This is a genomic window from Plantactinospora solaniradicis (assembly GCF_042658085.1).
Lineage (GTDB): Bacteria > Actinomycetota > Actinomycetes > Mycobacteriales > Micromonosporaceae > Plantactinospora > Plantactinospora solaniradicis.
Genome location: NZ_JBHSPR010000001.1, coordinates 362,217 through 384,963 on the forward strand (window position 1 = coordinate 362,217; position 22,747 = coordinate 384,963).

Below are 22,747 nucleotides of genomic sequence, written 5' to 3' on the forward strand. Positions count from 1 at the left end.
AGTTTGTTGCCAGATCCCGTCCGGGCGACTAATTTATGGTGGCAGATGGCCTACCTTGGAGGCGCCGTGCGGATCCGGCCAGTGGCAGCGATCGTCACATTCATTCTGCTGGCCGCCTGCGGGATGAGCCCACCCGCCCAGGCCGCCCAGGCCGTCAGGCCATCCACGGTGGACCGGCTGATCGCCGGGATGAGCCTGCCGGAAAAGGTCGGCCAACTCTTCTCCACCTACGTCTACGGCGGCTCCGCCACCGAACCGAGCGCGGCCGACGCCGCCGCCAACCGCCAGGCGTACGGCGTCGCCACCGGAGCCGAGGTGATCGCCAAGTACCACCTCGGCGGGGCCATCTACTTCACCTGGTCGCACAACCTGGACTCGCCCCGGCAGATCGCCACCCTCTCCAACGGGTTGCAGGCCGCCGCCGCCACCAGCGAGCCCCGGATCCCGCTGCTCATCTCCACCGACCAGGAACACGGGATCGTGCAACGGCTGCCCGCCCCGGCCACCCTCTTCCCCGGCAACATGGCGCTCGGCGCCGGCCGCAGCCTCGTCGACGCGTACACCGCGGCCCGGATCACCGGCCGGGAACTGCGCGCGGTCGGCATTCAGCAGGCCTGGGCCCCGTCCGCCGACGTCAACGTCAACCCGGCCAACCCGGTGATCGGAGTCCGCTCCTTCGGCAGCGACCCGCTGCTGGTGGCCGGGATGACCGCCGCCCAGGTGGTCGGCTTCCAGCAGGGCGCCGGAGTGACCGTCGCCGCCAAGCACTTCCCGGGACACGGCGACACCATGGACGACAGCCACACCGCGCTGCCGGTGATCCACCACACCCGGGCCGAGTGGCAGCGCCTGGACGCACCGCCGTTCCGGGCCGCCATCGCCGCAGGAGTGGACACCGTGATGACGGCGCACATCGTCGTACCGTCGCTGGACCCGTCCGGCGATCCGGCCACGCTCTCCCCGCCGATCCTCACCGGGCTGCTCCGGGAGGAACTCGGGTTCCGTGGCGTCGTCGTCACCGACTCGCTGGGCATGGCCGGGGTACGGCAGAAGTACGGCGACGACCGGGTACCGGTACTCGCCCTCAAGGCCGGCGCCGACCTGCTGCTGATGCCGCCGAACCTCGACCTGGCGGTCAACTCGGTGCTGGCCGCGGTCGCCAGCGGCGAACTGACCGAGGCCCGGATCGACCAGTCCGTACGCCGGATCCTCACCCTCAAGCAGCGCCGTGGCGTACTCGACGGGGTCGACCCGGTGGACCCGGCCGCCGCCGAGCGGGTGGTCGGCCAGGCGTCCCACCAGCAGGAACTGCGGAAGATCGCCGACCGTACGATCACGGTGCTCCGCAACGACGCCAGGCTGCTGCCGCTGCCCCGGGCCGACCGGTCGGTGCTGGTGACGGGCTGGAACTCCAGCGCCTTCGACAACATCGGCACCCTCGCCGCCGGGCTGGCCGCCCAGGGCAACCGGACCAGCACCCTGCCGACCGGGCTGCCCAACGACGCGAAGATCGCCGAGGCGGTGGCGGCGGCCCAGGCCAACGACCTGACCGTGGTGCTGACCCAGAAGTCCTTCGACACCACGGTCACGGATCCGGGCGGACGCCAGCAGAAGCTGGTGCACGCGCTGGCCGCCACCGGCAAGCCGGTGATCGTGGTCGCCGTCCGGGACGCGTACGACGTCGGTCACTTCGACGACGTACCGACCCAGGTGGCGACGTTCGGCTACACCAGGTCCTCGATGGAGGCACTGGCCCGGGTGCTGACCGGACAGGTCGCGCCACGCGGCAAGCTGCCGGTCAGCGTGCCCGACCCGGCCGACCCGACGAGCACCCGCTACCCGTACGGCCACGGCCTGACCTGGCGGACACCCCGCTGACGGTGGTACGCCGTACGACCTGAGGCGTACGGCCGACGCGGCGCCGACCAGACTCGGGGAGGTCGGCAGCCGGCCCTGGCGTCCCTAGCGTCGAAGCCATGATTGAGGCACAGGCGCTGACAAAGCGCTACGGGGACAAACTCGCCGTCGACGACCTGTCGTTCACCGTCAAGCCCGGCCAGGTCACCGGATTCCTCGGCCCGAACGGCGCCGGGAAGTCCACCACCATGCGCATGATCGTCGGACTGGACCGGCCGACCGCCGGAACGGTGACCGTGGCCGGTCTGCCCTACCGGGACCACTCCGCACCGCTGTGCCAGGTCGGCACGCTGCTGGACGCGAAGGGGGTGCACCGGGGGCGGAGTGCCCACAGCCACCTGCTGGCACTGGCCCAGACCCACGGCATTCCGAGGCGCCGGGTCGACGAGGTGCTCGACACGGTCGGACTGTCCAGTGTGGCAAACCGCCGGGCCGGCGGCTTCTCGCTCGGGATGAGCCAGCGGCTCGGTGTCGCCGCCGCGCTGCTCGGTGACCCTGCCGTGGTGATCCTGGACGAGCCGGTCAACGGACTCGACCCGGACGGGGTGCTGTGGGTACGCACGCTGCTCAAGGGCCTGGCCGCCGAGGGCCGTACCGTGCTGGTCTCCAGTCACCTGATGAGCGAGATGGCGGTGACGGCCGAACACCTCGTGATCATCGGACGTGGCCGCCTGCTCGCCGACACCACCGTCGCGGACCTGATCGCCCGGGTCGCCGTGGGCAGCGTACTGGTGCGCTCGCCGAACGCCACCGAACTGGCCGAACTGCTCGTCGCGCGGGGCGCGGAGGTGACCGGCGTCGACCCGGGCCTGTTCCAGGTCGCCGGGCTGACCGCCGAGGCGATCGGCGACCTCGCGCTGGCCGGCGGCGTGGCCGTACACGAACTGACCCCACGGCGGGCCTCGCTGGAGGAGGCGTACATGGAACTGACCCGTGAGGCGGTGGAGTACCGATGACAACCGAGATCACTCTCGCCCGGGTGGTACGCGCGGAATGGACCAAACTGTGGTCCCTGCGATCCACCTGGTTCACCCTGGGCTCGATCGCGGTACTCGGGACGGGGCTGGCGGCCGCGATCGGCTACGGCGTACGCGTGGCGATCCGGTCCGGTGATCCGGCGCCGACCGTGGCCGACGCGGTGGCGATGGCGTTCCTGCCGATGGACTTCCTGGTGCTGGTCGCCGGCGTCTTCGGCGTACTACAGATCTCCGGCGAGTACGGCAGCGGGCTGGTCCGGGCCACGCTGACCGCCGTACCCCGGCGGTGGGCGGTGCTCTGCGCCAAGGCGGTCGCGCTGGTGGCGGCCACCGTGCCGGTACTGGCGGTCACCTGCCTCGCCGCGTTCGGAGTCTGCCAGGCCATGCTCGGCCGGGACGGCGCCTCGCTGGGCGATCCGGGAGTGCCGGGCGCGATCCTCGGCGCCACCTTCTGCCCGGTGTTGATGGCACTATTCGGACTGGGCATCGGGGCGATCGTGCGGCACACCGCCGGGGCGATCACCGCGCTGGTGGTGGTGCTGCTGTTGGCGCCGGCACTGCTCGGCCCGGTGCTTCCCGGCAACCGGGAGGAGGAGGTCTTGAAGTACGTGCCGACCATCGCCGGACAGGCCATGTACAGCGTGGACGGCGGCGGCAACCCGTTCGAGGCACTGTCGCCGGGAGCGTCCGCGGCCGTGCTGGCCGGTTGGGCCGGCCTGCTGCTCGTCGCCGGGACCGCCGTGCTGCGCCGACGGGACGCGTAACCACCATGGACCCCGATCGGGCCACCGGGGACGGGCCCGTTCTCCCGGCCGACCGCCATAGGACCGGGGACGGGCCCGTTCTCCCGGCCGACCGCCACAGGCTGGTGGGCTTGCGCGGGGTGTGGGACGCCCTCCGGCGCCACCACCGGTCGCTCGACGCGGGCCTGGTCGCGGTGATCGCGCTGAACGGACAGGCCGCCCTCGTGGACGCCAACACCGCCACCTGGCTGTGCTTCGCCGCCGTGCACGCGCCACTGGTGTGGCGGCGGCGGGCGCCGGTCCTGGTCTTCTGGACGGTCTACGTGCTCGCGATCGGCTCCAGCGTGCTGGTCGGAATCCGGGTCGAGAGCGTGTATCCCGAGATCGTCATCGGGGTGGCGGTCTACACCGTCGCCCGGCACCGCCCCCGGCGGTACCTGTGGCCGATCGTCGCGGCGATCGAGGTGCCGGCGGCGGTGATCCTGCTCAGCAGCGGTCCGGCCTGGGTTCCGCTGAACTTCATCACCGTCGCCCTGGCCGCGACCGTGCTGCTCGGGGTGACGATCAAGATCCGGCAGGCCTACCTGGCCGAGTTGGAGGAACGGGCCCGGCGGCTGGAACGCGAGCGGGACCAGCAGGGCCAACTCGCCGTCGCCGCCGAACGGACCCGGATCGCGCGGGAGTTGCACGACATCGTGGCGCACAACCTCGCGGTCATGGTCGCCCTCGCCGACGGTGCCGCGTACACCGCGAGTGCGGCGCCGGACCGGGCCGCGGAGACGATGTGGAAGGTGTCGGAGACCGGACGGCAGGCGCTCGGCGAGATGCGCCGGCTACTGGGCCTGCTCCGCGACGACGCCGTGGGCCGGGCACCCCAGCCGGGACTGGACGATCTCGACGCGCTGCTGGACCAGGTCCGGTCCGCGGGGCTCCGGGTCGGGCTCAACCCCCAGGGCGTCCCACCGGCGTACAGCCCGGGTGCCGGTCTCGCCGTGTACCGGATCCTGCAAGAGGCGCTCACCAACACGCTCAAGCATGCCGGCCCGGAGGCTCAGGTGCAGATCCAGCTCCAACAGCGGGCGGACGGGGTGGACCTCGAGGTCGTCGACGACGGCGCTCGGCGTCGTGCCGTACCTGCCCTGGCGGCCGGGGAGGGCGGGCACGGGCTGGCTGGGATGGTCGAGCGGGCGACGGCGTACGGCGGCGACGTCGAGGCCGGACCCCGCACCGACGGCCCCGGTTGGCGGGTACGCGCCCGGCTGCGGTTCGGCGAGGAAGGGCTGACGTGACCATCGGTGTGCTGCTCGTCGACGATCAACCCCTGCTCCGGCTCGGCTTCCGGATGGTGCTGGAGAGCCAGCCGGACCTGACGGTGGTGGGCGAGGCGGGCGACGGCGCGCAGGGCGTCTCGATGACCCGTACGCTGCGGCCGGACGTGGTGCTGATGGACGTGAGGATGCCGGTGCTGGACGGCATCGAGGCGACGCGGCAGATCGTCGACGCCGGCTCCCCGGCGCGCATCCTGGTGCTCACCACGTTCAACCTGGACGAGTACGTCTTCGCGGCGCTGCGCGCCGGTGCCAGCGGGTTCCTGCTCAAGGACGTACCCCCGGCGGACCTGCTCACCGGGATCCGGGCGGTGGCGGCCGGTGACGCGGTGGTGGCGCCGAACGTGACCCGGCGACTGATCGACGCCTTCGCCGGTCATCTGCCCGACCCGTCGACCGGTCGGTCACCCGTGGACGAGCGGCTGCACCGGCTGACCGACCGGGAACGGGAGGTACTGGTGGAGGTGGCGCGGGGCCGCTCCAACGCGGAGATCGCCCTGTCGCTCACCGTCTCCGAGGCGACGGTCAAGACCCATGTCGGGCGGATCCTCGGCAAGCTCGGGCTGCGGGACCGTGTCCAGGTGGTGGTGTTCGCGTACGAGGCGGGTGTCGTACGACCGGGCGACGACCGGTGACGGCGCGGTCGGCCGGGAGTCGTGGCCGACCAGGAGCCTTGGTCGGCCAGGATCAGAACGGCCAGTCGCGCAGGAAGCGCAGGCCCAGCAGGAAGGCGATCACCGCCGGCCCGACCGCCAGGGTCACCGCCTGGGCCCGGTAGACGATCCGGTGTCGGAGCAGTTCGAGTCCGTTGCCGAGGATGATCACTCCGCCGACCATCATGAAGCCGCCCCACCAACCGGCGTCGCCGAAGTCGAGAACGTCGTTGACGAGCAGCAGGAAGGTCACCCCGAGCACGGCGGTGTTCAGCGCCAGCATCGCGACCGTCCGGTGGAAGGCCCGCGGCAGCGGATCGGCCGAGCGCCACAGGTAGGTGCCGGCGATGGCCAGCGCCGGCAGCGTGATCATGAACGGCCAGCCCTTGGCCATCACCCCGAACATCAACATCGCGCCGACCGCGAAGACCAGGCCGCCCACGCAGGCCAGCAGGTATCCGACGAACGCGCGCCCGCCGCCGCGTACCAGCAACGGACCGCCGGAGGCCGCGATCAGGGCACCGGGTACGAGGACGAAGCCCGCCCACCAGTGGAACTTGTCGATCGTCTGCGCGGTGACGGTCACCGCCACGACGGCAAGTCCCGCCGCAGCCAGACTGGTCAGCCACTTTCCGGCCGGTCCTGGCCGGCGTCCCACCGCGGTATCCACCTCAGCGCTCACAGTTGTCGACTCTGCCGGCCGGCACGGATCGGGACCATCCCGGCAGCCCTACCTTCCGTCGACCGGTTAGCCCGACGACGCGGCAGGCTATCAGGATAAACCGGACATCAGGCTAGAAGTCGCCGCCGCCGAAGTCCCCACCACCGAAGTCCCCACCGCCGAAATCGCCACCGCCGACGTCACCGCCGCCCATGTCCCCGCCACCCGCGTCGCCACCGTCGGCGCCGTCGGCAAAGCCCTCCTGGTAACCGGCGTCGTAGCCGTACCCGGGGTCGGCGAACGCCGGAGAGAAGAGCGCGTCGGCGATCAACATGCCCCCGACGATCCCCGCGCCGGCCGCCAGGCCGGTCTTCCACCAGGGGGTCGAATACCAGCCGGCCGGCACCGGACGGCCCTGCATCCGCCCACCCGGGTAGTAGTACGGCGTGGCGGCGCCGGGCTGCGGCCCGGCCCGGAACGTCTCACCCTGTACCTGGACCTCGCGCGGCACGGTGAGCGCGCCCGCACCCCGGGCGGCGGCCAGCGGCGGCAGGTCGGGACCCGGGTCGATGCCGAGCGCGACGCGGGCCGCCCGGACATAGGCCAGCCCTTCGAGGGCACTCTCCCGGGCCAGCTCGTACTGTCGGGCGGTTTGCGCCTGTTCGAGCTGGCTGCCGGCCGCGTTGTACCGCTCCCCGGCGTCGGCCAGCGCCTGCCGGACCGCCGGCTCGGTGCCGTGCAGGTTCATCAACTGCCCGCCCAGCCGCTCGTACCAGCGGCCCGCCTCGGCCCGGGCATCGGCGAGTTCCCGAGCCTTCCGGGCAGTGCTTTCCCGCTGCCACCAGAGGAACCCGCCGAAGAGCAGGATGACCAGCAGCACGAACCAGATCAGGGACGCCATGACCCAACGGTACCCACGCCCGGCGAGTGCGCGCGCGAGCCGACGCTGGCGTTTGGCATGCTCTGTGACGTGGACCTCTCGACCGTGGCCGTGGTGGTGGTCTGCCTCGTCGCGGGCGGAGCGGTCGGCTGGCTCGCCGCGACCGCGCGGACGACCGCCGAGATCGCCCGGCTGGACGCGACCCTGCGGGCGACCCGGGACGGCGAGGGCCGGCTGGAGCAGTCGATGCGGGCGCTCTCCTACGAGGCGACCGCCCAGTCGCAGGAGGCGGTGGCCCGGGCGGTGGCGCCGCTGCACGAGACGCTGCGCCGCTACGAGCAGCGGGTGGCCGAGCTCGAGCATGACCGGGTCGACGCCTACGCCGAGCTGCGCGAGCAGGTCCGGTCGATGAACGCCGTCTCCGGTGAGCTGCGTACCGAGACGAAGCAGCTGGTGGCGGCGCTGCGGGCGCCGCAGGTCCGGGGCCGCTGGGGCGAGCATCAGCTCCGCCGCGTCGTCGAGGCCGCCGGGATGCTCGAACACTGCGACTTCTCCGAGCAGGTCACCGCGACGACCGAGCACCAGGTCGTCCGCCCCGACCTGGTGGTCCGGCTGCACGGTGGCCGCTCGGTGGTGGTGGACGCCAAGGCGCCCTTCGACGCCTACCTGACCGCGATGGAGGCCCGGGACGAGCAGGGCCGGGACCGGCACCTGGACACGCACGCCCGGCACCTGCGGGCCCACGTCGACGCCCTGGCCGCCAAGTCGTACTGGTCCGCCTTCGACCAGTCCCCCGAGTTCGTGGTGCTCTTCGTTCCGGCCGATCCGTTCCTCGACGTGGCGCTGCAACGCGACCCCACGCTGTTGGAGCACGCGTTCGCCCGCGACGTGGTGCTGGCCACCCCGGCCACCCTGGTCGCACTGCTGCGTACGGTGGCCTACTCGTGGCGGCAGGAGGCGCTGGCCCGCAACGCCGTCGCGGTACACGCACTCGCCCGCGAGCTGTACGGTCGGCTCTCCACCCTCGGCGAGCACGTGTCGAAACTGGGCGGTGCGCTGGGCAGCGCGGTGACCGCGTACAACCGGGCGGTGGGCTCGCTGGAGGCACGGGTGCTGGTCAGCGCCCGCAAGCTGGCCGAGTTGGGCGTCGCCGACGCGGAGTTGCCGACGCCGCCACAGGTCGAGACGGCACCACGCCAGCCCCAGGCACCGGAACTGGTCGATCCGCCGACCCTCACCGACGGGCGCTGACCGGCACGACCGGCGCCCCGGGCCGGTCACCGGATCGACCGCGACCAGTGCGCACACTCCTCATCGGAGTATCCGGATACCCCCGATCAGACAGTTATCCACACCGATCCGTCCGATCCCACCGGCCGCCGGTCCGCTCATGGTTACGGGCTGGTCACAACGCCCGGATCGGTAGTGACACGCACACGCAGTGCGGCGAAGGATTTCGTTCACGTGCGTCCTGCTCTGCAGGGCCCTGTTCTCCCGGAGGACAAGACGTGAGTAGATCCCGTGCATGGCGCCGGCGTACCTCGGCCGGGCTGCTCGCCTCGGTCGTGGTGCTGGGCAGCCTGACCGTGGCCGGCGGCGCCGGACCGGCGAGTGCCGACCCGACCGCCGGACCCGAAGCCCAGAAGACCAGCTCCGCCGAGAGCCTGGGGCCACGTGACCTCGAACTGCTCACCGAGGCGAAGTCCCGGGACGAGCCGAGGGTGACGCTGCTGATCGCCACCGACGAGGGCGAATCGGCCGGCGTCGTCGCCGCGCTGCGGAAACTCGGCGGCACGATCGCGACCCGCGTCGACGAGGTCGGCTACCTGCGTACCAGCGTTCCCACCTCGGCCGTCCTCGCCGCCGCGTCGATCGCCGGTGTCGCCGCCGTCGACCTCGACGACAAGATCGAGATGCCCGTCCCCGAGCCGACCCCGGCCCGCACCGCCGCGCGGACCCGCGCCGCGGTCGCCGGCCCCGGCCCGGACACCCCGGCGGCCAACCCGTACATGCCGACCCACGAGATCGGCGCGGTGGACTTCAAGGCCGCGCACCCGACCTGGGACGGCCGGGGCGTCACCATCGGCATCCTGGACACCGGCGTCGACCTCGGCCACCCCGCCCTGCAGACCACGTCCACCGGGGAACGCAAGATAGTGGACTGGTTCACCGCCACCCACCCGTTCGCCGACGGCGACGGAACCTGGCGCATCATGCGCGACACGGTCACCGGCCCGAGCTTCAGCTACGCCGGAGGCACCTGGACCGCCCCTGCCGGCACCTACCGGATCAACCGGTTCGCCGAGGCGATCACCGCGGGCAGCCCACCGGCGGGTGACATCAACCGCGACGGCGACACCACCGACCTGTTCGGCATCCTCTACGACCCGGCCAGCAACGACATCCGGGTGGACGCCAACCAGAACCTGAACTTCACCGACGACGCCGTCATGCGCCCGTACGGCGAGCGCTACGACATCGGCCAGTTCGGCAGCGACAACCCCGGCACCCCGGTACGCGAACAGGTCCCGTTCGTCGTCGAGTTCCGCGAGGACGTCGACACCACCTCCGGCGGGCTCCCCGGGACGTACGACTTCGTGAACATCGGCCTGGTCGAGGACGAGCACGGCTCACACGTCGCCGGAATCACCGCCGCCAACGACATGTTCGGCAACCCCAACCTCGACGGTGGTGCTCCGGGCGCCAAACTGGTCTCGGCCCGCGCCTGCGTCTGGGGCGGCGGCTGCAGCTACGCCGCGCTGACCGACGGCCTGACCGACCTGGTGGTGAACCGGGGTGTCGACGTGGTCAACGTCTCGATCGGTGGCCTCGGACAGCTCAACGACGGCAGCGACCTGCGGGCGGAGCTCTACACCCGACTCATCCGGGACTTCGGCGTCCAACTGGTCTTCTCGGCCGGCAACTCGGGGCCGGGCATCAACACCATCGGCGACCCGTCGACGGTCACCGACGTGATAAGCGTGGCCGCCGCGATCAGCCAGGAGACCTACCTGGCGAACTACGGCTCGGAGACCCGCACCCCGTACCAGTTGCTCTACTTCTCCTCGCGCGGGCCGCTGGAGAACGGCGGCTTCAAGCCGAACATCACCGGACCGGGCGCGGCCATCTCGACCACGCCGACCTGGCTGCCGGGCAACCCGGTGGCGGAGGCCGGCTACCCGCTGCCGCCGGGCTACCAGATGGCCAACGGCACCTCGATGTCCTCGCCGCAGGTCACCGGCGGCCTCGCCCTGCTGCTCTCGGCCGCGAAGGCCAACGGCAAGGAGGTCAGCCCGGCCGCGCTGCGCCGGGCCGTCTACTCGTCGGCGAGCTGGATCGACGGCGTACCCGCGCACGGCCAGGGCAACGGCCAGCTCAACGTGCCGGGCGCCTGGGAACTGCTGGCCGGCGCACCGATCGAGACCCGCGACTACACGGTCAGCGCCCCGGTCTGCACGCCACTCTCGGACCACCTCGCGACCCCCGACCGGGGCACCGGCATCTACAACCGGTGCGCGATCACCGAGGGTGGCCAGCGGGCCAACGTGATGCGGAAGTACACCGTCAAGCTCACCCGTACCAGCGGACCGAAGAAGGACATCAAGCACGCGGTCCGGTGGATCGGCAACGCCAACGTGTACCGCAACGCGCCGAAGAACCTGATCCTGCCGCTCAACAAGACGGTCACCTTCACCGTCGAGGTCAAGGCGGGTGAGGGCGTTCACAGCGCGATCATGGAGGTCGACGACCCGGCCACCCCGGCCGTGGACTTCGAGTTCCTCAACACCGTGGCGATCGCCAACGTGCCGAAGAAGAAGGACTTCTCCTTCTCGGCCGGCGGCAACGTGGACCGCAACCTGTTCCGGTCCTACTTCGTCACCGTGCCGGAGGGCGCGGGATCGTTGCAGGTCAACCTGACCGGCATCGCCCCCGGCTCGCAGACCCGGTTCATCGCGATCGACCCGTACGGGGTTCCGATGGACGACAACGCCAGTACGGCCTGCTTCACCAACTTCTCCGACGCGGCCGTCTGCAAGCCGGAGGAACGGTCGTACGACAACCCGACGCCGGGCATCTGGGAGATCGAGGTCGAGTCGAGGCGTACGTCGCCGCTGCTGGAGAACCCGTACCAGGTGCAGGCCCGGGTCCAGGGTGTCGCGGTGGATCCGCCCACGCTGGAACTGCCGAGCGTGGTCGCCGGGCAGTCCACCCCGGTGAGCTGGCAGCTCGACAACGAGTTCGGTCCGGTCACCGTGACCGGCACCGGCGGGCCGCTCGGCAGCGCGGTCAACTCCCGACCCTCCATCGCGCAGGGCGGGGTGCTGGTGTACGAGGTGACGGTGCCGGCCGGGGCGAGCCGGTTCGACGTGGCGATCGGCAACACCAGCGACATCGGCGCCGACCTCGACCTGTACGTCTTCAAGGACGGCGTACGGGTGGCGTACGACGCGGACGGCGACTCGGAGGAGGTCGTCTCGCTGGCCAACCCGGCGGCCGGGGTCTACGAGATCGAGGTCGACGGGTACTCGGTGCCGGCCGGCACGACCGAGTTCGACTACCGCGACTCGTTCCTCTCGCCCGCGCTGGGCAGCCTGTCGGCGCCGCCCACCTACACCTCGTTGGCGTACGGCGGAGGCACCGTGATCAACGGTTCGGTGACCGCCCAGGCCGCGCCGGCCGCCGGCCGGCAACTCTTCGGTGAACTGCGAGTGGTCACCGTCGAGGGTGCGGTGGTCGGCAACGCCATCGTGACGATCAGCGCCGTGAACTGACGACCCGGTAACCGACGGAGCCCGTCCCGTCCCGGGGCGGGCTCCGTGCCGTACGACCTCCGGGTGCCGGGCGGGCGACCGGGCCGTCGACCCGTCCGGTCAGCCCCGGGTGGCGCTCTGCACCACGAACGGGATGCCCTGCTGGCAGGTGGTCATCAGGCCGGCGCGCACCTCACCGGTCACCGTCACCCGCGCACCGGCGGTGATCACCTCGCGGGGGCCGCCGACCAGCAGGTAACCGTCCAGCAGGAAGCAGTTCGCCTCGACGCCCGCCTGCACCGTCCCGCTCAGCGTGGTCGTACCGCCCGACGGGGCGCCGCCACGCGGGGTCGGGGTGCCCGGCTTCGACGGTGGGCCGGCGGGGCGGGTCGGACCGGGGTCGGTCGGACCGGTGGGATCCGGCTGGGCGGACGCGGGCGGGGTCACAGGACTTCCTCCCGGCTCACTCGGGTTCGGTTCGGTCGATCCGCAGGCGCTGAGGGCCAACCCGGCGACCAGGGCGGACACGGCGATCCACGGCGTCTTCATGAGATATCAGACGCGTACGCCACGCCGGCCGTTCCGCCGGTACGCACCCGGTAGCCGGTCGGTGCTCAGCCGTTGGCGGTGCTCGTCGCCAACCCGGCGGGCCGGTCCGCCGCCCGGGCCGCCGCGGCGGCCTTCATGTCCCGCCTGAGATCCTGCGGCAGGGCGAAGGTGAGGCGCTCGTCCGCAGTGGTCACCTCGGTCACGTCGGCGAAGCCGCGCGCGGCAAGGTGGTCGAGCACCTCCATGACCAGGTCGTCCGGCACGCTCGCCCCGGACGTCAGGCCGACGGTGTCGGCCCCGACCAACCACTCGTCGGAGATCTCCGACGCGTAGTCCACCAGATAGCCGGCTCGGGCACCGGCGTCCACCGCCACCTCTACCAGGCGTACGGAGTTCGACGAGTTACGGGAGCCGACGACGATCACCACGTCGCAGTCGGCGGCGATCTCCTTGACCACGTGCTGGCGGTTCTGGGTGGCGTAGCAGATGTCATCGCTCGGTGGCGACTGCAACAGCGGGAGCCGGCGCTTGAGCCGGGCCACGGTCTCCATGGTCTCGTCCACCGACAGGGTGGTCTGGGACAGCCAGACCACCTTCGAAGGATCCCGTACGGTCACCTTGTCGGCGTCGTCCGGACCATCGACGAGCTGGATGTGTGCCGGCGCCTCGCCTGCGGTGCCGACCACCTCTTCGTGCCCTTCGTGACCGATGAGCAGAATGTCGTAATCGTCTGCGGCGAATCGTCGCGCCTCGTGGTGCACCTTCGTGACCAGCGGGCAGGTGGCGTCGATGGCCCGCAGTGACCGGGTCTTGGCCTGCTCGTAGACCTCCGGCGCCACGCCGTGCGCGGAGAAGATCACGATCGAGCCCTCCGGCACCTCCTCGTTCTCCTCCACGAAGATGGCGCCCTGCCGTTCCAGGGTGGAAACCACGTGCTTGTTGTGCACGATCTGCTTCCGGACGTAGATCGGCGCCCCGTAGAGCTTCAGGGCCTCCTCCACGGTCTGCACGGCGCGGTCGACGCCGGCACAGTAGCCGCGGGGCTTGGCCAACAGGACACGCTTGCCGGTCTGGGATGTCGCCTGAGCCTCGGTCACCCGTCCAGTCTACGTTCCGCCGCTGGCTCCGCTCGGAGCCAGCGCCGCCGCCGTACCTGGCCAGAGCCGGAGCCGCGAGGTCGGTGCGGGACCGGCACGCGAGGTCGGTGCGGAGCCGGCCTTAGGCTGACCGGATGACCGAATCCGGCGCCCCGCGCAGCACTCCCGAAGAGCCGTGGCCGGTCCGGGTGGTCAGTCAGAAGCTGAGCGCCTGGATCGGCAAGCTGGGCTGGGTGTGGGTCGACGGTCAGGTGGCGCAGATCAGTCGACGCCCCGGAGCGGCGACGGTCTTCCTCACCCTGCGCGACCCGTCGGCCGACCTCAGCCTCACCGTCACCACCAATCGGGACGTGCTGGACGCCGGTGCGCCGGAGTTGGCCGACGGGGCCAGGGTACTGCTGCACGCCAAGCCGGAGTTCTACGCGGCGCGCGGCACGCTGAGCCTGCGCGCCGACGAGATCCGGCAGGTCGGCCTCGGCGAGTTGCTGGCCCGGCTGGAGAAGCTCAAGAAACTGCTCGCCGCCGAAGGCCTGTTCGACCGGTCCCGCAAACGCCGGCCGCCCTTCCTACCCAACCGGATCGGGCTGATCACCGGTCGGGCGTCGGCCGCCGAGCGGGACGTACTGACCAACGCCCAGCGCCGCTGGCCCGCCGTCCAGTTCCGTACGGTCAACGTGGCGGTGCAGGGTCCCACCGCCGTACCGCAGATTCTCGACGCGCTGAAGGTCCTCGACGCGGACCCGGGCATCGACGTGATCGTGCTGGCCCGGGGTGGCGGCGGCGTGGAGGACCTGCTTCCCTTCTCCGACGAGGCCCTGTGCCGGGCGGTTTTCGGCTGCCGGACTCCGGTGGTCAGCGCGATCGGCCACGAGACCGACACACCGCTGGTCGACTACGTCGCCGACCTGCGCGCCTCCACTCCGACCGACGCCGCCAAGCGGATCGTCCCCGACCTCGGCGAGGAGACCCGGCTGATCCGGATGGCCCGCGACCGGTTGGACCGGGCGGTCGTCGGACTCGTCGAGCGGGAGTCGCACCGCCTCGACGCGTGGCGGTCACGCCCGGCGATGGCCCGCCCCGAGGTGCTCCTCGACCAACGCAACGCCGAGGTGACGGCCCTGCGGGACCGCGCCGCCCGGTGCGTCGAGCACCGCCTCGGCACCGCAACCGGAGACCTGCGACACACCGTGGCACGACTTCGCGCCCTCTCCCCCGCCGCCACCCTGCACCGGGGGTACGCCATCGTCCAGCGCGCCGACGGACACGTCGTACGCGCCAGCGCCGACGTAACCGCCGGTGACCCCCTGCGACTACGCCTCGCCCAGGGCGAACTAACCGCAATCGCCGAGCCACAGGTGTAAGGAAGGGCCCCTTCTTATCGCTTTTTGTAGAAGAAGGGCCCCCTGCTCACACTTCCACCCGGCTTGGCGCGACGGCGCACCACACGGCGGTGTGCTGAGATGGGATCACCATGACTGATGCGGAAAAGCGCGCGAGCGAACCGGGTGACGGACTCAGCTACGAGCAGGCCAGGGCGGAGCTGGCCTCGGTGGTAGAGCGGCTGGAGGCCGGTGGAACCTCGCTGGAGGAGTCGCTGGCGCTGTGGGAGCGGGGTGAGCGCCTCGCGGAGATCTGCCAGGGCTGGCTCGACGGTGCCCGGCAACGGATCGACGCCGTCCGGCAGGCGCGGGAGACCAGCGGTTCGACCTGAGCGTTGCTGTCGGTTCGCCGGGTGGAAGCGATGCTGTCGGTTCGCCGGGTGGAGCGGCCTCGGCCGCCCCAACCGGCACCGATCACTTGTTGAACAGATCGTACGTCTCGGGGGACGCCTCGACGGTCTCGCCGGCCGGCGGCGCCTTGGCCGGTACGGCCGACCCGTAGTCGGAGTAGCTGACCGTCAGGTCCTGCGGAGTGCCGCCACCGATGGCCGGCATCTTGATGGTCATCGAGGCGAGCCGGCCCTCCGCGTCGAGCTTGGCCTCGAAGGGCAGCTTCGCCGCCTCGGCACCGAGGCCCTTGACCGCGTCCTCGTCGACCATGCCCGCGTCGGTCGCCTTCGTCAGGTCGATGGTGCCGCTGTAGGCGCCCTCACCGGTCTCCTGTACGTCGACGATCGCCTTGGTCAGCGCCTCGCTGCCCGCCGGGTCGACGTCCTTGAAGTCGAAGCCCAGACCCTCGGCATCCGCGATCTTGGACTGGTCGAGGTGCTGGTACTTGCCGGAGTTCAGCTTTTCCAGGCCCGGCACGCCCTCGGCGCCCTTGATGGACATCTTCACCCAGCTGTCCGGCTCGATGTAGATGATCTCCATGTCCATGGAGAACTCGGCGTCACCGGCCTTCATGGTCATCTGGGCGCTCTTGCTGGGCAGGTGCACCGTTCCCGCGCCGTCCAGTTCGGCGCCCTTCATGGTGAACCGGAAATTGCCCTTGGTGATTTCTTTGGTGGACGCGAGCAGCGCCTCCTTGGCGTCGGCCGGGATGGCCGGCGACCCAGAACTGGAGCCCTGGTCGGCGCCCTGCGTCCCGCAGGCCGTCAGGCCCGGCAGGAACAGGGTCGCGGCAGCGAGCGTGGCGATGCCCCACCGTCGGATGGTCACGGTCGATCCTCCCCAGAAAGCGGCCCGGTGGGCCTATACCCACCGTTATCTCAAAGCCGCCGCAGCCTACCGTCGCGGTAGGACTAGCGCAGGGAAAGCGCTATCTGGCGAAGATCAGCCTCGGGTACCCGGCCGACGACGACCACCGTGCGGTCGGGCTCCAACAGGACGAGTGCCAGTTCGCCGGGGCGGGCCGTGTACCGCTGCCAGCTCCGCCCGCCCAGCTCGGTCGCCCCCTGCGGCCGGCCGCTCTCGGTCAACTCGGCCGGCAGCAACTTCTCGGCCGGGATGTTGCTCTGCACCAGTTGGAGGCCGCCGTCGTCCGGGCTCAGGTACCCGATCCGCAGGCTCGCACCGGAGTCGCCCCGGGTGAAGTCGGCCCGGACCGTACGCCATTCGTCGGCCAGGCCGGTCGGCTCGCTGACCGGAAAGGCGTTGGCGGCCCTGGCCTGCTGGATCACCGGGGCCGGGTCGACCACGGTCGGCTGGTCGGCACCGAGAAAGACCCGGCCGAAGCCGAGCACCAGAGCGATCGGCACCAGCAGCACCAGCAGCGAGATGACGATGTCCTTCGTCGATCGCTGCGAGCGGATCGCGGTCGGCACCACCTGTTCCGCATCCGGTTCCACGAGCCGTTCCGATCCGTCCGGCGCACCCTCGGCGGGCGACGCCGGTTCTCCTGTTCGGGGTGGGTCCGCCGGGGCGGCCACGTCCGAGAGGCGGTCATCCGGGGCAGGTCCGGCAGACTGAGCGGAGTTCACCCCACCATCTTGACAGCTCACCGGTTACCGCGATCTGGGCCACCAGCCCCCCGAACCAGCGTTAAGTTGACCAGCGTGTCAGGATCCCTGACAAAGCCGGCGGCGGCGCGCGCCGCGCTGTGTGCCGGCCCACCCCGCAGTGTCGCGAGGAGGAGCCCACATGACCAACACCAGAACCCGGGTACCGCAGAACCTGGACCGTAACCTGGCCCTCGACCTGGTCCGGGTTACCGAGGCGGCGGCGATGGCCGCCGGTCGATGGGTCGGCCGGGGCGACAAGGAGGGCGGCGACGGAGCAGCCGTCGACGCCATGCGCAAGCTGATCAACTCGATCCCGATGCGCGGCGTCGTGGTGATCGGCGAGGGTGAGAAGGACAACGCCCCCATGCTGTTCAACGGGGAGCAGGTCGGCGACGGCAGCGGGCCGGAGGTCGACGTCGCGGTGGACCCGATCGACGGGACCACGCTGATGAGCAAGGGCATGCCGAATGCCCTGGCCGTGCTGGCGGTGGCCGAACGCGGAGCCATGTTCGACCCGAGCGCCGTCTTCTACATGGAGAAGCTCGCGGTCGGCCCGGTCTACGCGGACGTCGTCGACATCAACGCCGGAGTGTCGGAGAACCTCAGCCGGATCGCGAAGGTCAAGAAGACCGACATCTCCGACGTCACGGTCTGTGTCCTGGACCGCCCCCGGCACAGGGACCTGATCCAGCAGATCCGGCGGGCCGGCGCCGCCATCCGGTTCATCAGCGACGGTGACATCGCCGGCGCCATCGCCGCCGCCCGGGGCGAGTCGGACGTCGACGTGCTGATGGGGATCGGCGGTACGCCGGAGGGCATCACCGCCGCCTGCGCACTCAAGTGCATGGGCGGGGCGATGCAGGCCAAGCTCTGGCCCCGGGACGACGAGGAGCGGGAGAAGGCGATCGCCGCCGGACACGACCTCGACCGGGTACTCAGCACCGACGACCTGGTCACCGGCGACAACGCCTTCTTCGTCGCCACCGGGGTCACCTCCGGCGACCTGCTCCGTGGGGTGCGCTACCGCTCCGGTGGGGCGTACACCCAGTCGATCGTGATGCGCTCCAAGAGCGGCACCATCCGGGTGATCGACTCCTACCACCGGCTGGAGAAGCTGGCGCTCTACTCCGCCGTCGACTTCGACGGCCGGCCGCTGGCCGAGCAGGAGTAGCCCGGGAGCCGGGGAGCCGGAAGGCCGCTGGCGACGCGTTCAGCGGCCGACCGTCGGGCCGCCGGCCGAGGTCAGGCCGGTGCGGGCCCGGCGGTCTCCCGGAGCGCGTCGTCCAGCTCCGTCGGCGTGATGCCGAAGGTCGCGGTGGCCGCCGAGGAGTCCAGCACGAACGGCCGGCGGAACTGGTACGCCGTCTCCCGCAGTTCCCGCGCGGTCGGGTCGAACAGCCCGCCGAGCCAGAGCAGCGGTGCCGGCATCGAGGTCAGCCGGGGCGCGGACGCGCCGGCCAGCTCGGCGAGCCGGACCGCCAACTGCCGGACCGAGGCCGGCGGCTGGCTGGGCACGTGCCAGGGCCGCCCCCAGGCCCGCTCGTCGTCGGCCGCCGCCACCAGCGTCCGGGCCACGTCGCCGATGTACGTCCAGGTGTGCGGGGCGTCCAGGTCGGCCGGTATCGACGCCCGCCGGCCGGCCAGAACCTTCGGTACGACGAGGACGGTGAACGCGGTCTGCGCCCCCGCGCCGAGGTAGTCGGAACCGCGTACCTCGGTCATCCGGATCCGGCCCGCCTCGTGCAGAGCCAACGCGTCCTGCCACATCCGCATCCGGACCTGCCCCTTCGCGCCGGGCGGCCGCATCGGGGTGTCCTCGGTCATCGGGCCGTCCACCGGGCCGTAGCCGTACAGGTTGCTGGTGACGGCCAGCACCGCCCCGGTGCGTTCCGCCGCCGTCAGCACCGCCGCGGCGATCGGCGGCCAGTCGGTCGGCCAGCGGTGGTACGCGGGGTTGGCACAGTTGTAGAGCGTCGCCGCACCGTCGACCAACTCGGTCAGCCGTTCCTGGTCACCGCCGTCGGCCGCGATCCGCTCGATCCCGGGATGTTCCGGCCCGGATCCCCGCCGGCTGACAAGTCGCACCCGGTCGCCCCGCTCGACGAGCAGCCGGGCGACGGACCGCCCGACCGGGCCCGCGCCGACGATCACTTGTAGTGCCATTCCATCGCTCCTTGGATCGGCTATCTGATTCGAGAGCAGTGCTCTCGACTCCTCAAAGCCTGCCCCAGGAACGAGTCGACGTCAAGAGCACTGCTCTCGTTTCAAAACAACGCTCTCGAAAGTCGTCGGGATGTGGCAGGGTTGCGGCATGTCCGCACCATCGATCCGGGCCAGGGTCCGCGCCGAACTGACCCAGGAGATCAAGGCCGTTGCCCGGCGGCATCTCGCGACCGACGGCGCCAACCTCTCGCTCCGGGCCGTCGCCCGGGACCTCGGCATGGTCTCGTCAGCCATCTACCGGTACTTCCCCAGCCGGGACGCGCTGCTCACCGCGCTGATCGTGGAGGCGTACCAGGCGCTGGGGGATGCCGCCGACGCCGCCGACGCGGCGGTGGCCCGCGACGACCTGCGTGGACGCTGGCTGGCGGTCAGCCACGCGGTCCGGGCCTGGGCGCTGGCCAACCCCGCCGAGTACGCGTTGCTCTACGGCAGCCCGGTGCCCGGGTACGCGGCGCCGGACGAAACCGTGGCTCCGGCACAGCGGGTGGTCTTCGCACTGGCGGAGGTCCTGGTCGACGGGGCCGCCGCCGGACGGCTCGCCCCACCGGTCGGCACCCCGGCACCGCCGCCGGTCCGCGCCGACCTGAGCCGGCTGCTCCAGCAGCGACCCACCACCCTCACCGAGGAGCACCTGGCCCGGTGCCTGGCCGGCTGGAGCCAACTCTTCGGCCTGGTCAACTTCGAGGTGTTCGGTCGGCTGGCACAGGTGATCGAGGACCGCGAGCCGTACTTCGACCACCAGATGCGGATGATGGCCGACCTCGCCGGCCTGCCGGAGGGAACACCGGGCGGGTCGGACGAGCCGGGTCGGCCCGGCGGGCCGGACGAGCCGGGTCGGCCCGGCGGGCCGGACGAGCCGGGTCAGCCCGGCGGGCCGGACGAGCCGGGTCAGCCCGCGTCGGAGGAGTGACCGGGGAACAGGTGGGCGGCAGGGTTGATCACCACGGCGGCGTTGTTGACCGCCGTCGCGGCCTCGCCGAAGCCGGTGGCGATCAGCCGCACCTTGCCCGGGTACTCGGTGATGTCACCGGCCGAGAAGACCCGCGGCAGGTTGGTGACCATCGTGCTGTCGACCAGGATGTGTCGCTTGTCGAGCGCGAGACCCCATTCGGTCAGCGGGCCGAGGTCGGCGGTGAAACCCAGCGCGGCGACCACGGTGTCGACCGGGACGGTCTCGACCTCCGCACCCTTGACCGCGATGTCCGCCCCGGTCACCGCACCGTCGCCGTGCAGCTTCGTCACCTCGGCGTTGACCACGATCCGTACCGGCAGGTCCCGCACCCGGTCCACGGTGGCCGCGTGGGCCCGGAACTTCTCCCGCCGGTGGACCAGGGTGACCGACCTGGCCAGGGGTTGCAGGGCCAGCGCCCAGTCGAACGCCGAGTCGCCGCCACCCACGATCAGCACGTCCTGCCCGGCGAGGTCGGCGAGGTGCGGTACGAAGAAGACGATGCCGCCCCCGACGAAGTTCTCGGCGGCCGGCAGCGGGCGTGGCGTGAAACTGCCCAGGCCGGCGGTGACGATGATCGCGCCGCACCGCAGGATGTCGCCGCTGGCGAGGCTCAGCACCGGCTTGCCGTCCAGGTACGACAGCTTCTCCGCCCGTACCCCGAGCAGGTATTCGGGTCCGAACGTCGCCGCCTGGGTGACCAGGTTGGCGACCAGGTCGCGTCCCTTGATCGACGGGAACCCGGCGACGTCGTAGATCATCTTCTCCGGGTACATCGCGGTGACCTGTCCGCCGGGCTCCGGCAACACGTCGATGACGGCGACCGAGAGGCCACGGAATCCCGCGTAGTACGCCGCGAAGAGTCCGGTGGGGCCGGCCCCGATTATGGCGACATCGACCTCACGCATGTGCCCACCGTCGCTCTCCGCCTACGGACTGATCAACAGCTGTGCTGATCCGACCGTAGGCGGACAACGGGCATCGAAGCAATAGCCGTCCCACCGGCGGGTGTCCCCCGGTCAGGGAAGGGTCAACGTGGACTCCGACCGGTACGGATCGTCGTCGCGCGGCCGGCGCCGCCGGAACAGGATCGCGGCCACCAGCCCGCCACAGAATCCGAAGAGGTGCCCCTGCCAGGAGATCGGCTCGTCGGTGGGCAGCACTCCCAGCAGCTGCCAGCCGTAGAGCAGGCCGACCAGTACGACGACGCCCAGATTCCACCAGCTCCGCTCGACGATGCCGCGCATGAGCAGCAGACCCAGGTACCCGAAGATCACGCCGCTCGCTCCGACCACGATCGACTGTGGCGAGCCCGTGATCCACACCCCGAGCCCACTGACGAACATGATCAGCAGGGTCGAGTAGAGGAACCGGCGCGCGCCGGTGGCGAGTACAAAGGTGCCGAGCAGGATCAGCGGCACGCTGTTGCTGTAGAGGTGGTCGAATCCGTGGTGCAGGAACGGCCCGAAGAAGATGCCGTCGAGTCCGTCGATGTGGCGGGGGATGATCCCGGCCGTGGTGTCGAATCCGGCGTTCAGCCAGACGTCGAGCGCCTCGATCACGAAGAGCAGCGGTACGACGGCGCACATGGCCACGAAGGCGCGGCCGAGTGCGGCGTAGAACGCCTCGGTGCCGAACCGGTTGGGGTCGCTGCCGCGGGACAACGGATCAAACGTCACCCCCATGTTGCTATCAGCTATGCGGCCCAGCCGCCAGTCAAGCGCTCCGAGCCGGCCGAGAAACCCCATCGGCCCCGGAAACACCGAAGGGGCGCGAACCGGTCGGTTCGCACCCCTTCGAGAGACTCGCTCAGTAGAAGCCGTTGTTCTGGAAGTACGTCCAGGCGCCACAGGGCGTCTTGTACCTCCCCTTGACGTACCCCAGCCCCCACTTGATCTGGGTCGCCGGGCTGGTCCGCCAGTCGGAGGCGATCGAACCCATCTTGCTGCCGGGCAGCGCCTGCGGGATGCCGTACGCGCCGGACGACTTGTTCTCGGCCTTGTGGTTCCAGCCGCTCTCCTTGGTCCAGAGCTTGTCCAGGCAGGGCATCTCGGCGATCTCGAAGCCCTTTTCGAGCATCAGGGCACAACCGATCTTCCGGTTGCCGCTGTACTCGTTGCAGGAGGCGGGGATCGGCCCGGTGTACGGCTTGGTCGCCTGCTCGGCCTCTTCCTTCTCCTGCTTCTCGCGCTCCCGCTTCCGGCTCGCCGCTTCCTCCGCCTTCTTGGCCCGTGCCGCAGCGGCCCGAGCGATCTCGTCCGCCTTACGGGCGGCCTCGGCAGCGGCGGCGCGCTGCTCGGCGGTGGCAACGATGTGTGCGGCGTGCCGCTGGCGCAGCAGGTCCCACTCGGCCTGCTGCGCGTCGGCCGCCGACTCGGCATCGATGCTGTGCTGCTGCGCTTCGCGGTCTTCGCCCAGGTAGTAGCCGCCTCCGACGCCCCCCAGGAGCAACGCGACGGCAAGTCCCCGGACACCGAACCGGCTCCACGGCCGACTCACGAAGTGGTCCCTTCGTCGGGGGCAAGGACACGGCGCGGTGGGACCCGCAAAGGTCCCTGGTCACGCCGCGAGCGCCCCGACCCTGCCGGGTCGTGACCCCGACCGGCTGCTTACCGATCGGTGCCGCCACCTCCGGACAAC

The 22,747-nt window shown here is 71.1% G+C and carries 20 protein-coding genes and 1 pseudogene; 11 read left to right on the plus strand and 10 right to left on the minus strand.

Annotated features, from left to right (window positions below):
• The first annotated feature begins 81 nt into the window (after positions 1-81).
• From ACFP2T_RS01645 to ACFP2T_RS01665, 5 genes are all read left to right on the plus strand, one after another.
• On the plus strand, positions 82-1,878 hold the full coding sequence (locus ACFP2T_RS01645; protein WP_377416465.1) for a glycoside hydrolase family 3 protein: 1,797 nt from the start codon (positions 82-84) through the stop codon (positions 1,876-1,878).
• 98 nt (positions 1,879-1,976) lie between these two features.
• The gene (locus ACFP2T_RS01650; RefSeq protein ID WP_377416467.1) at positions 1,977-2,873 is read left to right on the plus strand and encodes an ABC transporter ATP-binding protein; all 897 of its coding nucleotides are present in this window, start codon (positions 1,977-1,979) and stop codon (positions 2,871-2,873) included.
• Positions 2,870-3,658 (plus strand): ABC transporter permease, encoded by a 789-nt coding sequence (locus ACFP2T_RS01655; protein ID WP_377416469.1) that lies wholly within the window; start codon positions 2,870-2,872, stop codon positions 3,656-3,658. Before ACFP2T_RS01650 ends, ACFP2T_RS01655 begins: the two co-directional genes overlap by 4 nt.
• A gap of 119 nt (positions 3,659-3,777) precedes the next feature.
• Positions 3,778-4,926, plus strand: coding sequence for a sensor histidine kinase (locus tag ACFP2T_RS01660; RefSeq protein ID WP_377417835.1), 1,149 nt, complete (start codon positions 3,778-3,780; stop codon positions 4,924-4,926).
• A complete protein-coding gene (locus ACFP2T_RS01665) occupies positions 4,923-5,600 on the plus strand; it encodes a response regulator (RefSeq protein ID WP_377416471.1) in 678 nt (225 codons plus the stop codon). The genes ACFP2T_RS01660 and ACFP2T_RS01665 overlap by 4 nt, the downstream gene beginning before the upstream one ends.
• Positions 5,601-5,652: 52 nt before the next feature.
• Here ACFP2T_RS01665 and ACFP2T_RS01670 read toward each other — a convergent pair whose 3' ends face one another.
• Both ACFP2T_RS01670 and ACFP2T_RS01675 read right to left on the minus strand, forming a co-directional pair.
• Positions 5,653-6,276, minus strand: coding sequence for a hypothetical protein (locus tag ACFP2T_RS01670; RefSeq protein WP_377416473.1), 624 nt, complete (start codon positions 6,274-6,276; stop codon positions 5,653-5,655).
• A 136-nt stretch (positions 6,277-6,412) separates the two neighbouring features.
• Positions 6,413-7,180 (minus strand): YfgM family protein, encoded by a 768-nt coding sequence (locus ACFP2T_RS01675; RefSeq protein WP_377416475.1) that lies wholly within the window; start codon positions 7,178-7,180, stop codon positions 6,413-6,415.
• 57 nt (positions 7,181-7,237) lie between these two features.
• Between ACFP2T_RS01675 and ACFP2T_RS01680 the strand changes: the two genes are divergently transcribed.
• Both ACFP2T_RS01680 and ACFP2T_RS01685 read left to right on the plus strand, forming a co-directional pair.
• Positions 7,238-8,410, plus strand: coding sequence for a DNA recombination protein RmuC (locus ACFP2T_RS01680; protein ID WP_377416477.1), 1,173 nt, complete (start codon positions 7,238-7,240; stop codon positions 8,408-8,410).
• Between the two features lie 257 nt (positions 8,411-8,667).
• Complete coding sequence (locus ACFP2T_RS01685; RefSeq protein WP_377416479.1) at positions 8,668-11,931, plus strand: S8 family serine peptidase; 3,264 nt, start codon at positions 8,668-8,670, stop codon at positions 11,929-11,931.
• Between the two features lie 99 nt (positions 11,932-12,030).
• Here ACFP2T_RS01685 and ACFP2T_RS01690 read toward each other — a convergent pair whose 3' ends face one another.
• Positions 12,031-12,459, minus strand: a complete 429-nt coding sequence (locus ACFP2T_RS01690; protein ID WP_377416481.1) for a hypothetical protein — start codon at positions 12,457-12,459, stop codon at positions 12,031-12,033.
• Between the two features lie 65 nt (positions 12,460-12,524).
• On the minus strand, positions 12,525-13,556 hold the full coding sequence (locus ACFP2T_RS01695) for a 4-hydroxy-3-methylbut-2-enyl diphosphate reductase (RefSeq protein ID WP_377416483.1): 1,032 nt from the start codon (positions 13,554-13,556) through the stop codon (positions 12,525-12,527).
• Between the two features lie 134 nt (positions 13,557-13,690).
• On the opposite strand from ACFP2T_RS01695, the gene xseA reads away from it, so the two are divergent.
• On the plus strand, positions 13,691-14,917 hold the full coding sequence (gene xseA, locus ACFP2T_RS01700) for an exodeoxyribonuclease VII large subunit (RefSeq protein WP_377416485.1): 1,227 nt from the start codon (positions 13,691-13,693) through the stop codon (positions 14,915-14,917).
• A 110-nt stretch (positions 14,918-15,027) separates the two neighbouring features.
• Positions 15,028-15,267, plus strand: coding sequence for an exodeoxyribonuclease VII small subunit (locus ACFP2T_RS01705; RefSeq protein ID WP_377416487.1), 240 nt, complete (start codon positions 15,028-15,030; stop codon positions 15,265-15,267).
• Between the two features lie 82 nt (positions 15,268-15,349).
• Here ACFP2T_RS01705 and ACFP2T_RS01710 read toward each other — a convergent pair whose 3' ends face one another.
• Entirely contained in the window at positions 15,350-16,153 is an 804-nt protein-coding gene (locus ACFP2T_RS01710; protein ID WP_377416489.1) for a hypothetical protein, read from the minus strand.
• 83 nt (positions 16,154-16,236) lie between these two features.
• Positions 16,237-16,914: a DUF4245 domain-containing protein gene (locus tag ACFP2T_RS01715; protein WP_377416491.1), complete on the minus strand. Its 678-nt coding sequence runs from the start codon at positions 16,912-16,914 to the stop codon at positions 16,237-16,239.
• 160 nt (positions 16,915-17,074) lie between these two features.
• On the opposite strand from ACFP2T_RS01715, the gene glpX reads away from it, so the two are divergent.
• Positions 17,075-18,106, plus strand: a complete 1,032-nt coding sequence (glpX, locus tag ACFP2T_RS01720) for a class II fructose-bisphosphatase (RefSeq protein ID WP_377416493.1) — start codon at positions 17,075-17,077, stop codon at positions 18,104-18,106.
• A gap of 71 nt (positions 18,107-18,177) precedes the next feature.
• On the opposite strand, the gene ACFP2T_RS01725 is transcribed toward glpX, so the two are convergent.
• Positions 18,178-19,098, minus strand: a complete 921-nt coding sequence (locus ACFP2T_RS01725) for an NAD-dependent epimerase/dehydratase family protein (RefSeq protein ID WP_377416495.1) — start codon at positions 19,096-19,098, stop codon at positions 18,178-18,180.
• Between the two features lie 148 nt (positions 19,099-19,246).
• Here ACFP2T_RS01725 and ACFP2T_RS01730 point away from each other — a divergent pair.
• Positions 19,247-19,933 (plus strand): annotated as a pseudogene (locus ACFP2T_RS01730) (TetR/AcrR family transcriptional regulator); the annotation flags it as partial.
• Positions 19,934-20,046: 113 nt separating this feature from the next.
• Here the strand turns inward: ACFP2T_RS01730 and ACFP2T_RS01735 are convergent.
• The 3 genes from ACFP2T_RS01735 to ACFP2T_RS01745 all read right to left on the minus strand — a co-directional run bounded on the left by ACFP2T_RS01735 (position 20,047) and on the right by ACFP2T_RS01745 (position 22,606).
• Positions 20,047-21,015 carry an NAD(P)/FAD-dependent oxidoreductase gene (locus tag ACFP2T_RS01735; protein ID WP_377416497.1) on the minus strand — a complete coding sequence of 323 codons (969 nt, stop codon included), beginning with the start codon at positions 21,013-21,015 and terminating at the stop codon, positions 20,047-20,049.
• Positions 21,016-21,126: 111 nt separating this feature from the next.
• Entirely contained in the window at positions 21,127-21,786 is a 660-nt protein-coding gene (locus tag ACFP2T_RS01740) for a rhomboid family intramembrane serine protease (RefSeq protein ID WP_377416499.1), read from the minus strand.
• A 130-nt stretch (positions 21,787-21,916) separates the two neighbouring features.
• Positions 21,917-22,606, minus strand: coding sequence for an aggregation-promoting factor C-terminal-like domain-containing protein (locus ACFP2T_RS01745; protein ID WP_377416501.1), 690 nt, complete (start codon positions 22,604-22,606; stop codon positions 21,917-21,919).
• Positions 22,607-22,747 lie beyond the last annotated feature (141 nt).